Origin of the sequence: Vibrio sp. D404a, from assembly GCF_030248535.1 — a bacterium.
GTDB lineage: Bacteria > Pseudomonadota > Gammaproteobacteria > Enterobacterales > Vibrionaceae > Vibrio.
Genome location: NZ_JAHGAJ010000008.1, coordinates 50098 through 62150 on the forward strand (window position 1 = coordinate 50098; position 12053 = coordinate 62150).

A 12053-nucleotide genomic window follows, 5' to 3' on the forward strand; every position below is an offset into this window, starting at 1 on the left:
CATATTAAAGCCTTGAGCCCCACTTACCTTGATGGTCACGGTCGCAGTTTTCTTGGGTGTCGTAGCTAATGTGCTTGTCCGCATTCTTAAGTTTGATCCCAACCTGATTGAACGCGTTTTGAACAACGGCTGACACCTGTTGCTGGCCATTAGATTCTAAGAAATTGGCTCTGTCTTTGTTGGTGTTGAATACACAAACGATTTTCAGGCTCTGCGGAAAAGAAGAGAAATTGACCGTATGAGTCACCCAAAGAAAACCCTCGTAGCCTTTTAACGTATCTTCACAGACATCAGTCAACACATCTCTTATCTGGTTTTCTATCTTCTTATCGGATTTACGCATCAACAAAAACTCCTATTTAACACCTTAAATAATAAGGTTTTTATTACATTGTCGCTTGAATCGGTATTGGACACCGCTGAGGTTTCAAATGCAAAGGGTTTATAAAGAATCGCAATAGAAGTGAATAGAGAAAAACTGATTAGAGAAGCAGTAGAGAGGATAACGACTCATGCTTTATTGCTGATAGGTACAGCGAGGTAGTTCAGCATGAGTCGTAAAAATTGAGAGGACGATTAGGCGCTTGCAGCGTGCTCCCAATCCGTCAGTAACTTCATGATTACGTGAGAGTCTTGATGAGTTGCCATTGGCGCAGCCAGTTCCTTGTTACCTTGCTCAATCGCTTGGCGGATATTGCGCACTTGATAATGGAAGCCATCGCCTTGCGCTTCGACTTTCACTTCACGCTTCGACGTTTCATAGATCTCAACCGTGAATGTGCTTTCTTCAGTCGGTAACCATGGGTTGGTGTCGAGAGTGATACAGCCTTTGCTACCTAAAATAGTGAAACCATGCTTTAAACCGTGGTCTTCTGCAGTGTGGATTTGCGCAGTAAAACCATCATTGAAGCGCATCATCGCTGACGATTCACAGATATTACCATCGTGGCCGCGTCGACCGATTGCAGAGATCTTTACGCTTTCAAATACACTCTCACCAAACTGGTGTTGCGCGACCGAGTGAATCAGAGACATCGGGTAGCAGCCAAGGTTATACAATGCACCTTTACTTTCTGGATTCACAAACTGGTCAATCGCCGCCACGTATGAACCTTGAATTGAGCGTACTTCACCAATTTCGCCGGTTGCTAGCTCTTGATGAAGCTTGGCGATCAGTGGATGGTTTAGGTACATCAAGCCTTCTGCAAAGAAAACACCCGCTTGTTTTACGGCTTGCAGAGCTTGTTCGGTTTTCTCCATATCAACCGATAACGATTTTTCACACAGAATCGCTTTACCCTTTTTAGCCGCTTTAATCACGTACTCGTGGTGAACGTGATTTGGTAGCGCGATGTAGATGATATCAACCGACTCATCTTCAATAAGAGCGTCATAGCTGTTAAAGGTGCGTGTTGGTTGGTACTGGGCTGCAAACTCATCAAGTGTTTTTTCTGTGCGACCAGCAACCGCGTACAGCTCACTTTGAGCATCGCCTTTGATCGCATCTGCCATAACGCCTGAGATAAAGCTGGTTCCTAGAATTCCCCATTTCATGACTTACTTCTCCTGCTTCTGAGTTTCAAATGCTTGTACTAATTCCGCTATATCACGCTCAATGAAGGCTTGTGTGTGAGGCATACCAAAGTGCTGATTAATGGCATCACGATCGACGTACTGTTCTAACAGTATGACTCGATCACTCTGTTTTTCATCATAGGTTGCGATTGCTTGCAAGCAGCCCGCTTCACTCTGCATGTCTAAACAAAATTGTTCAATAGCCTCAATGGCCACAGCGCGTTCAATGTTTGGCTTAATTCTTAGCTCAGCCGTCACGAAGATTGGATTAGTCATTCTCGTCTTTCCACAGTTTTAGTTCACCTTCAATATAATTACCCCCTAATAATTGATAAACTCATCTTTCGTTTATTATTTGTAAACCAAGAGTGTTTAATAGGACTAAAATATGGATAAACTCACCAGTATGAAGGTATTCGCTTATGTGGTTGAGCATGGCAGTTTTCGACGAGCGGCCGATCACTTTGCCCTCTCAGCGACCATGATCAGCAAGCATATTCACTCACTAGAGACAGGCCTTAATACTCAACTCTTGCATCGAACCACGCGCAAACAGTCACTGACAGACTCAGGGCAACTCTATTACCGCGAGTGTAAACGAATTCTAGAAGACATCAGCAATGCAGAGAATCTGATTCAGACACTCGAAAACAAGCCTCAAGGTACAGTCAAAATCAACAGTCCGATCACCTATGGAAATAAGGTTTTGGCTCCCATCATTGCCAAGTTCTTAAGCCAGCACCCAAGCATCAACGTTGAATTGATGCTCAACAATGATCTGGTTGATCCTTACTCATCCGATATTGATTTGATCGTGCGGATTGGTGACCTGACAGACTCCAGTTTGGTCGCTCGTCATTTGGGGGACTATGAGATGATTTATTGCGTATCGCCTTGCTATCTAAAGCACCACCCTACGATTGAGTCACTCGACGACCTCGCAAATCATCCATCCCTGGGGTTCAGCTACTCCAGCCGTGGCGACAGTCAAACTAAACAGACAGCCACCCAATCAGGAACATCTGAACATATCCGTTTAACCTCTAATAATGGGGATGTACTGCGCTATGCGGCATTGCAAGGCGTTGGTGTATTGCTGCAACCGAGAATTCTAGTTGAAGAGGAGTTGGAAAAAGGAGTACTGCAAGAGATCTTAGTTGGACAAACCCCGAAGCCAAAACCAATACATCTGCTCTATAAAACCAAACAGCTATCGTTGAAGAATCGAACCTTTGTCGACTTCGTGTTAAATGAACTGGCGCTAACCAAATAGCTGCTTTAAATGTTCTGCCAAGAGTGGGCGCAGGGTTGAAGGTGAAGTCTTGTGAACATTACAAGAGTGACAATGATTAAACGCCATAAACTGCGTTAATTCCTGACCCAATGCATCAATAAAGTCATCCCATTGTTGTAATTTGTCTTCTAACGCTAAGTTATTGATATGTAAACACCCTTGTTTACGGTCGACCTTGCAATCCATACGAGCCACCAGTTCACCCTGCCACAATATCGGCAGACTAAAATAGCCATATTGACGCTTCGCCTCGGGTACATAACACTCAATTAAGTAATCGAAGTTAAACAATGCGCTCATTCGTTTCCTCTGAATCAACAGATTATCAAACGGCGACAAAATCTTGAGTTTGCTGCGGCTCAGCGGGCGCTTTAACAGCTCAAGCGAATGAGGAAGCATGTAGTAGTGCTGCTGTCCGATAGCAACCTTGATCAACTCACCTTGCTCCAACATCTCTTTCAGCACATCGATCAACTGAGGTTTGATATTCTTCAGCAGATAGCTCATTTCAGCCGCTAGACCAACGCCATTGGCCTCCAGATATCGCACAATCAAGTAGCGAGCGTATTCCACTTCACTAGGCACACTAATATCAATGTCGCTCGGGATCACGCGTTCAGTCAGGTCGTACACTTTATGAAAATTAACTCGCTTCGGAACCATCAAGTCACCCTGCATGAATAAGGTCTCTAATGCCTGCTTGGCGGGTTTGCCACCCCACCCACCTTTGTTCGCTCTCTCGCCCTCAAAGTCTTTGGCCATTAAAGGCCCTTCTTGCTCGATGCGTTTGAGTACCTTATCCATTAGGGGCTGATCTTTTCTATACCAGTGTTTCAGTTGCCCGCTTTTAAAACCATTTTTACGATAAAGGCTATAACGGTAATCGCGCATTGGTAAATAAGCAGCGGCATGAGACCAATATTCAAAGACCTGTTTTTGATCGAGCAGAACGTCGAGATCGCTAGGCTGATAGCGAGCATTTCGATTCCATAACGTATGATGGTGAGCACGTTGAATCACTGAGATGGTGTCAATTTGAATGTAGCCAAGCTGCTCAATGGCGGATAATGTCACTGCCTTTGAGGCCTGCTTTGTCTGCTTGGGAGGCAACTGCTGAGAGTGCAGAATGATTTTACGCACTTGAGGAAGGGACAGTGAATCCATAAAGATCCTGAGAATGACGAAGGGAATAAAAAGAGCCTATCGATTCGAATGTTTGCTGTAAAACGATATAGTCACAAAACAGCAAACACTCTCTATAGACTCGGCAGATCGTTATGACGCTTGTTCTAGCTCTTCAAGTAAGATCTGTTTATAAGTTTCTACCGTTTGAGCACCGGTAACAGCACTGGTTCGGTTGATCACAACTGTCGGGACAGAAGAGATACCCAACCTTTGCCATTGGAACTCTTGCGCCTCTACTTGCTCGATGTGAGATGCCTGACTCAAACGCTCAAGGGCTTTCTCAGCGTCTAGACCCACTTGCTCTAACTCAGCTTTCACTACGTTTAGGTCAGACAGATCTTTCTGTTCGCTAAAGTGTGCAGTGAAGAAACGCAGTTTAAGTTCCGTTTGCTTACCATGCTCTTTAGCGAACTCTAGTAACACGTGTAAATGGCGTGAGTTAACCATTCTCATGTCATCGTAAAAATCGAACGTAAAGCCGACCTCTTTGCCACGTTCTGCAATGTTTAAGCGATTTTGCTTACTCTGCTCTGCGGTAATTTGATATTTACGAATCAAGTGCTCACGAAGGTTTTCACCTTCAGCAGGCATATCTGGGTTGAGTTCAAATGGTTGCCAAGTCAGGTCTATCTGCTGCTCAACGCCTAGATCGTGAATCGCTTTCTCTAAGTTCTTGTATCCAACCACACACCAAGGGCACATTACATCAGAAACAAGATCCAGTTGAATTTTCTTACTCATAACTTTCACTCAGTACTCTCATTACGGTTAATATCGATGCTGTAATATAGTCAAACATGAACAGTCGTTCAAGCACCATTCAGTACTAACTTATGCCTTCTTGTCATCAAGAGTAAGCGCGGTCATTCGAGAATTAATCGGCAGTTTCCGGCCTTCCCTGAGTCAGACTACCACCCGCTTCATGCACCCCTTTTGTGTCATCTGGGTTATAAAGTTTGCATTTCTCCATAGACAAACACCCACAGTAAATACAGCCACTGAGCTCAGATTGCAGCGTTTTCAGGCTCTGGATCTTCGCTTCTAGCTGTTTATTCCAATCAAGTGCGAGCTGTTCCCACTCCTCTTTCTTGGGCGCTCTATGAGTAGGCAGTGTCGCGAGTGCATCAATGATCTCTTGTAGAGACAAGCCGATGTTTTGCGCCGCTTTAATCACCGCAATCCGACGTAAGATCTGTCGATCAAACTGACGGCGATTACCCTGATCTCGGGTACTGGTGATCAGCCCTTTCTGCTCATAGAAGTGCAGTGTCGGCACACTGACACCAGCTCGCTTGGCAACCTGCCCCACCGTCATATGCATAAACTTTCTCCTAAAACCCGTTGACCTCAAGTTAACTTTAGGATTTAGAGTAGCTCAAAACGGAATCAATTACATGGACAGATTATGAAAAATAAGACCCCACCTTATCTTGCAGGACGCTTTTTTGATGGCATTAGCTCTGGGCTATTTATGTTGGCGCTCCCATGGTTGATGCTAGCTCAGCCAGGGCAAGGAAGCTTTGTCGCTCTCACCGCTTTGATCTGTACCTTAACCACCTTCTGTGCCACACCCTATTTCTCGGCCATGATTGACCGACACTCTCGCAAGCAGATCTTGGTATGGATGCAAGTGATTCAATTCATCACCGCTTTTTTGGTCGCTCTGGTATATACACTGAATTGGGGAAATTTATGGGTATTTGGCGCTGCTCAAGTAGTATTTTGGGTTTCAAGCAACCTAGCATGGCATACAAACAACGCCTTTACCCAAGAAAACTATGACCAAGCCGAATACGCAAAAATATCGAGCTATCAAGAAATTGTGATGCAGTCGACTACGTTGGGGGCTGGTGCTCTCGGTGTCATATTATTAGAGCAATGGAGCATAATCGAATTTGGGATTTTTGCAGGGTTTGCTTCTCTATTGGCGACAATCAGTTATCTAGTGACCCCTTATCGCCGACAAGTGACGCCACAAGCACGAACGCCATTCAAACAACAGATAATTGAGATAAAACAACTGGTTTGGCAATCCCCGGAGTTCTTTGCCTTTCTTATGGCATCGTGTCTCTCGTATCCGGTATTAACCTACCTAAGCCGCTTGGTGCCAATCTGGTTTTCAGAAATCCAAATCACCGGAGACTGGCTTGCTCTATATAATATCGCGTTGGGTGTAGGGGCACTGTTCATAGGCCTACTGCTACCCAAAATACTCAAGATGGCTTCACACCAATCGGTGATGAACATCTCAATGTTGGTTATTGGTATTACTTTGCTTGCAATAGGACAAGTGACAGAGCCAACCTATATCATCTTACTGACCCTTGTTCTGGGTGCTTTCAATGCACTCAATCGAATCGCACGAACCAACTGGATGCACCATGCAGTGGATATGGGGCAAAGAGGACGCGTTGATGGCGGACTCACGCTATTCGCGACCCTAACTCAGAGCTTGAGTTATGTGCTGATTGCCTTTCTCGCGTCTGTCGATGCGATCGTTCATGGCTTTGTGATTGCAGGCGTGATTGTTTTGGCGGCAGCGCTATGGATGACCAAATTGGCTAAACAAATCAAACCTGAATGTACCCTATCCAATCAGTGCATCTAACTTTCGTGCCTCGTTATTAAACGAGCATCAAGCATAAAAAACCAGCGCCATTATTTGGGCTGGTTTTTAATTCAAATATCAGGTTTTAGAGCCTGTCAGAGGCGTGGATCAATTAGCCAAGTAATTTTTCTAGCACTTGGAATACGCCCGCTTCTTTATTGCTTGGCGCACTGAAACGCGCGATTTCTTTAAGCTGAGGGTGCGCGTTCTCCATCGCATACGAATGGTAGCTCTCTTTTAGCATTTCGTAGTCGTTGAGGTAATCACCAAAGCTCATCGTCTGTTCATAAGTGAAGCCCAAGGTATTTTGAAGATGCTTGATAGCGGCCCCTTTTGAAGCCTCCGCATTCATCACATCAAGCCAGATCTTAGCACTTACAACCACTTGGAAATCCTGACCAAACTTCTCATTGATGACCGGATTCACACACTCTTGTGAGCCATCGAAATGACAAATCGCCACTTTGATAAACTCATCGTCAACCGTTAGCAGATCATCCACGTATTCACAGCGGTGGTAATACTTTGCAAACTCGGTGGTGGCTTGCTCATCTTTCGTTTCAATGTAAGCAGACTTCTTGCCACACAGAACTAGGTGTGCGCCCTCAATCGTGCGAGCTTCTTTGATGATGGCTTGAATGGACGATTTCTCAATCGTGCAGCTGTATAGCTCTTCGCCTTTGTGCATCACGAGTGTGCCGTTCTCAGCAACAAACATCATGCGATCTTTAATTGGAGCAAAGGTTTCCATCAAGCTGTAGTACTGACGACCCGACGCCGCAGCAAACATGATGTTTTGATCTTCCAGCTTTTCGTATAGATCGAAAAACGCAGGGTCCAGTTTCCCATGCTCATTAAGTAGAGTGCCGTCCATATCAGCAGCGATAAATTTAATGTTGTGGTGTGGCATCTTCAAAACTTACCTTAAAATTATTGTCATACGCTCGCCAACGCGAACTAAGCCTGAAAGTATATCTCAATAGCGACTGCGATTTCTTGTCTCAAACACATATTTCAACTGACAGTTAAATCAATAAATTCCACTTAAAGTGGGACTCATCATTAACTTATTGTTTCATTTATAAATGCCCGCCTTATTTGTGATATTCCTCCCATAAAGTGTCATTCTCTAGTGCTATTTTTGAACAAATTTGCAACAGGTTGTTCACCAACAACTTGCTTATAGGTTATCGACGGTCAAGATTTGATGTCTTTTAGTTTCGAAATATTCTCCAAAGCACTTATTACTACTGGTCTGATTTTACTTGTCTTCATTGTTGATCCCTTGGGTATTCGTAATTCGGCCGAAGACCATTACGAAGACCACATCCTTAGGCTATGGTCACCCTTTTTTAGTGACACTGTTTCCGATGAAATCGTGGTGGTGTTAATCGATGACCAGTACATCGACCAAACCAACACGTACCCCGTCAGTTATCGAAACCTCGCTCGGTTGCTCAAGACCATTTCTCGGTTCGAACCGCAATCCATGTTCTATGACATTCTTCAACACCATGAACACTCAGATAGCCTAAACCGCTGGCTAACGACATTGGACCGACAAAAATTCCCCATATTTATGGCCAGTAACACCTATTACGACACAGAGGCTCGTCTCAATGACCCTGAATCACTGAGACACAAAATCGCCAATGTTTCTGAGCTTGCTGCTGTGTCATGGAGTGGAGAAGGTCGCTATTACCCTCTTTCTGTTCCTTGGAATGACAAAAAGATGAACACGGTCGCCGCAGCAATGTACAAAGATTGGTGTCAGCGCACCACTGAATGCGATGAGACCCAAATGGACAACCTTGATGATTCCGTGATCGTTCAGTGGAGCAATAAACACGCACCAGACCAAGAAAAGTTCTTTCCGCTAGGAATGAGTTGCGGCGATGCCACCCTCAGCCAATGGCAACAACTCAAAGAGCTGCTGGTTGTTAGCCTGACTCAAGGCATTCAAGATCAAGATGATGTGGATAGTGCTCTTCGAAAACGTTGCCCACCTTTTCTCACCATTGCCGCCTCTAAACTCAGCGCTCCGGGAGCAGCAGGTTCTCCAGAGCTAAAACAAGCCATTCAAGGGAAAATGGTATTGGTTGGCTATCACGTGACTGGCGGTGTTGACCTAGTCGTATCGCCCGTTCATGGCACGCTGCCTGGTGTCTACTTTCACGCTATGGCGCTCGATAACTTGGTTACACTCGATGGTGAATACTGGCGCTCTCCCGACGATGCTGGCCTATTCAATCTGAGTATCGCTGACATGGTCGAAATCTCAGTACAAACCATCGTGCTATTCCTTGTGATTTGGTTTCGCTTCAACTTTTTGGATCAGCAAGAGACGCAACATTTCGACGAGCGACAAAAACTGTGGGGCGCTTTTGTTCCCATGCTGATTATCATCGCGGTAATCGCCCTTTCCGTCGCGATATCCCACTTTGTCCTCAATGTTGGTGCACCTAATTGGTATGGATTAATCCTGATTATATTCATTGATTTACCCATCTTTTTCTTCTTCATTTTTGAAGCTTTCAGACCAAAACTCCAATCTTACAAAGAGAGGGTCTGTCTATTCGCAAAAACCACAAAACATAAATTAAGAAACACACAATAAACAGAAAACACTCAGTAAATAAGGAACATTTATGAAATCGTTATCAACGTTAGTTTTAGGCTTAAGTTTTGGTCTCGCATCCTCTGCTGTCATGGCACAAGATCAAGTCAAGGTTATCGATTTTTTGGTCGATAACGTTTGGGTGTGTGACAAGGACAACAGTTGTGCTGATGTGCCGAAGAGTACTCTACCGGATCCTAAAAAGAGCGGCTTGGTGGTAGAAAACTATGACCAAGAAGAACAAATGGTGATGGTGAAAATCGACGGCCAAGAAAAATGGTTTGACCAAATTGAAGTGCAATTAAACAAGACAGCCGTGGCTAGCGTGGTGTGTAGCACGCAAAAAATAAGCGCCAAAAGCGACAGCGGTACATACGCTACATTGGGTCTTGGTGAGGGGTGTAACTAATGAAAAAGCTACTTTGGATTGCCGCTCCCCTCTTGTTATCTGGCTGTGCGGTCGACAGTATCAACAACATCATGGGCAGCAAATATGAGTCCTTTGATGGGAAGTTTATCGACCAACACCTCGGTGAAACGAACTCCCCCGCCAGCGAGACAGCCTCTACCGATGCTGCCACCAGCCAAGAGTTTAAGAACATCGTCAATACTCGAGCTGCAGCCGATAAAGATCTGGTCGCCAACCCTTACGTCGACAAGTACCTTGATGGCCTGTTAACTAAGATCCTCAAGCAGTGGGACCAACCGATTGATAAAGAGATCTCTATCATGGTGTCGTCTGACCGTAACTATTCCGCCTATGCAACACCCGACAGCATTGTAATTACTCAAGGTGTACTAGCGGATGCAGAATCAGAAGATGAGCTCGCTTTCATTATTGCTCACGAACTTTCTCATATTCTGTTGGGGCACAATGCCACCAATGAGTACTTTGCTAAGCAAAGCGCGTTGGTCAGTAAAACAGCCAATATCGCAATGAGCACGGCATTGATTACCGATATGAAAACGGAGAAAACTGCCAACGGCTACAAAGTCACGAGTCAAAATAAAGACTCGACCAAGAGCTTAATTCAAGACTCTTATCGAGCAGGCTTGACCATCAACAGACTGAGCCGCGATGTCATTAGCTCTTCAATGAGCCGCAGCGATGAAGACGAAGCCGATCTGCTCGGTATGGATTTGTTGGTGAAAGCTGGCTACAGCCCACGTGCATTTTCTCCAGTATTGGAGCGCCTAGAGAGCAGTCAAAACTTCACAGAAGCGCAACTAAAAGCCAAGAAAAAAGAGTTTCAGAGCTTTGTCACGTTGGCGAGTGACGCAGGCAAACATCTATCAAGCGATAACAAATGGAGTAACTTAGGCTATTTAGCAGCTAATGAAGCGGGAACACAGCTGCTGCAAAGCTTCTCTGCTCGACACGCCTCTCCAATGGATCGTAAGAAAGACTTGTCCGCTTACGTGAAACGAGAGTATCGCAAAGAGCGTAAGAGAAAAATGTCTCCCGGTGATTTTGAGAAGGTGGTGAAAAAAGGCAAAGGACAACAGATCCAAGAAAACTACTGGCATGCGTCTGAAGCATTCAAGGCTTTAGAGTATGGTGATGTCAAAACCGCGGAAACGCTGGCTAGAAAAGCGGTATCGGGCCCAACGAAGCACCATGCTTACCCAAGGTTAGCGTTTTACGGTGTTCGTAAGATGCAGAACTTAGACTCAAAAGCGCTGCAAAACTTGGCTCTGATTAAAAACTGGGACTACGCCTCGATCCAAACCTTTACTCTTGCAGCACAATCTTATCGAGAGCAGAAAAAGCCACAAAACTCGCTCAAGCTTCTTGCAAAAGGCGAGCAAGTTATTGGCACCCAAGTACCCTTTTTACCTGAGTACATTGCCGCTCATAAGGCTCTAGGAAACGAAACCGAAGTGGATAACCTGCTTACTAAGTGTAAAGGGTTGAGTGAAAGTAATATCGTTGCTCAATGCCACAATAGCGCTGGGGTAGCGATTCCACAGAGTAAGGAGTCCGGGAATAGTCTGATGGACTCATTTAGCTCCCTCACCGACATGGTTGAGCTCTAAATCAGCTAGGCACCAGCACAAACCATTTGCTGGTGCCATCCTGCTCATGCAGCATTTTTCTGCAGTTCACCCACCAGCCGGGGCGAACCCTATTGTGATTACTCTGGCAGGAACCACCAATATTGATTGGATGTTTCTGTTAACGCCGGTTTTAAGTGGCAGTTTGGCGCTAGTTTGTATTGGCGCTCTACTCAACAACAGTAGCAAAAGTCAGGCTTGGCCACTCTATTGGGTTGGAAATAGATATAGTTAAGCGATTGATTCTAATTAAAAAATTATCGCAACCCCAAAAAACACACCATTCTAGACAAGATAAATTTGACCGTCTGATGAATTAAGCTTACTATTAATCGTCTTTTAACGATTAGTAGTAAGCGAAACACCACTATGACAGCACTATGCGAAGCGAAGGGTAACTGCGGTACGCTACCACCTGGTAACAGCGAAGCAGAACAAGAGATGGCCGCCCTAGCCAAAGCACTTGCTCATCCTGCAAGAGTACGTATTTTAAGTATTCTCTCTGCTCTAGAGAAGGCCGGTGGTTGTTTGAATAGTGACTTGGTTAGCGAGTTGGGTTTGGCTCAATCGACGGTTTCTGAGCACTTAAGAATTCTGAAAGCCAGCGGTTTTATTACAGCGGAATCCATCCCACCAAAGATGTGTTACCGAATTGACCGCAATAACATTCAGCGCTTCGAATCTATCTTTAACAACATTTTGAAATAGCAGCCTTTACA

Annotated in this window: 13 protein-coding genes and 1 pseudogene; 7 read left to right on the forward strand and 7 right to left on the reverse strand. The window is 44.9% G+C overall.

The window, feature by feature from the left end; genetic code table 11:
- Positions 1-4: 4 nt before the first annotated feature.
- From KI655_RS05645 to KI655_RS05655, 3 genes are all read right to left on the reverse strand, one after another.
- Positions 5-343, reverse strand: coding sequence for a Fis family transcriptional regulator (locus KI655_RS05645; RefSeq protein ID WP_285402550.1), 339 nt, complete (start codon positions 341-343; stop codon positions 5-7).
- Between the two features lie 233 nt (positions 344-576).
- Positions 577-1554 carry a Gfo/Idh/MocA family protein gene (locus tag KI655_RS05650; RefSeq protein WP_285402552.1) on the reverse strand — a complete coding sequence of 326 codons (978 nt, stop codon included), beginning with the start codon at positions 1552-1554 and terminating at the stop codon, positions 577-579.
- 3 nt (positions 1555-1557) lie between these two features.
- On the reverse strand, positions 1558-1851 hold the full coding sequence (locus tag KI655_RS05655; RefSeq protein ID WP_285402554.1) for a putative quinol monooxygenase: 294 nt from the start codon (positions 1849-1851) through the stop codon (positions 1558-1560).
- A 112-nt stretch (positions 1852-1963) separates the two neighbouring features.
- Here KI655_RS05655 and KI655_RS05660 point away from each other — a divergent pair, with 112 nt between their 5' ends.
- A complete protein-coding gene (locus tag KI655_RS05660; RefSeq protein ID WP_285402556.1) occupies positions 1964-2848 on the forward strand; it encodes a LysR substrate-binding domain-containing protein in 885 nt (294 codons plus the stop codon).
- On the opposite strand, the gene KI655_RS05665 is transcribed toward KI655_RS05660, so the two are convergent.
- The 3 genes from KI655_RS05665 to soxR all read right to left on the reverse strand — a co-directional run bounded on the left by KI655_RS05665 (position 2837) and on the right by soxR (position 5375).
- Positions 2837-4033, reverse strand: a complete 1197-nt coding sequence (locus KI655_RS05665; protein WP_285402558.1) for a winged helix-turn-helix domain-containing protein — start codon at positions 4031-4033, stop codon at positions 2837-2839. The genes KI655_RS05660 and KI655_RS05665 overlap by 12 nt on opposite strands.
- Before the next feature lie 111 nt (positions 4034-4144).
- Positions 4145-4795 carry a DsbA family oxidoreductase gene (locus KI655_RS05670; protein WP_285402560.1) on the reverse strand — a complete coding sequence of 217 codons (651 nt, stop codon included), beginning with the start codon at positions 4793-4795 and terminating at the stop codon, positions 4145-4147.
- Positions 4796-4928: 133 nt separating this feature from the next.
- The gene (gene soxR / locus KI655_RS05675; RefSeq protein ID WP_285402562.1) at positions 4929-5375 is read right to left on the reverse strand and encodes a redox-sensitive transcriptional activator SoxR; all 447 of its coding nucleotides are present in this window, start codon (positions 5373-5375) and stop codon (positions 4929-4931) included.
- Positions 5376-5459: 84 nt separating this feature from the next.
- Here soxR and KI655_RS05680 point away from each other — a divergent pair, with 84 nt between their 5' ends.
- Positions 5460-6662 (forward strand): MFS transporter, encoded by a 1203-nt coding sequence (locus KI655_RS05680; protein WP_285402564.1) that lies wholly within the window; start codon positions 5460-5462, stop codon positions 6660-6662.
- 112 nt (positions 6663-6774) lie between these two features.
- On the opposite strand, the gene KI655_RS05685 is transcribed toward KI655_RS05680, so the two are convergent.
- Positions 6775-7572, reverse strand: a complete 798-nt coding sequence (locus KI655_RS05685) for a Cof-type HAD-IIB family hydrolase (RefSeq protein ID WP_285402566.1) — start codon at positions 7570-7572, stop codon at positions 6775-6777.
- A 297-nt stretch (positions 7573-7869) separates the two neighbouring features.
- Here KI655_RS05685 and KI655_RS05690 point away from each other — a divergent pair, with 297 nt between their 5' ends.
- From KI655_RS05690 to KI655_RS05710, 5 genes and pseudogenes are all read left to right on the forward strand, one after another.
- Complete coding sequence (locus tag KI655_RS05690) at positions 7870-9279, forward strand: CHASE2 domain-containing protein (protein ID WP_285402568.1); 1410 nt, start codon at positions 7870-7872, stop codon at positions 9277-9279.
- 31 nt (positions 9280-9310) lie between these two features.
- Positions 9311-9688: a hypothetical protein gene (locus tag KI655_RS05695; protein WP_285402569.1), complete on the forward strand. Its 378-nt coding sequence runs from the start codon at positions 9311-9313 to the stop codon at positions 9686-9688.
- Positions 9688-11316, forward strand: coding sequence for a M48 family metalloprotease (locus tag KI655_RS05700; RefSeq protein WP_285402572.1), 1629 nt, complete (start codon positions 9688-9690; stop codon positions 11314-11316). The genes KI655_RS05695 and KI655_RS05700 overlap by 1 nt, the downstream gene beginning before the upstream one ends.
- A gap of 34 nt (positions 11317-11350) precedes the next feature.
- Positions 11351-11569 (forward strand): annotated as a pseudogene (locus KI655_RS05705) (HPP family protein); the annotation flags it as partial.
- Between the two features lie 134 nt (positions 11570-11703).
- Positions 11704-12042 (forward strand): helix-turn-helix transcriptional regulator, encoded by a 339-nt coding sequence (locus KI655_RS05710; RefSeq protein ID WP_285402574.1) that lies wholly within the window; start codon positions 11704-11706, stop codon positions 12040-12042.
- Positions 12043-12053: the final 11 nt, after the last annotated feature.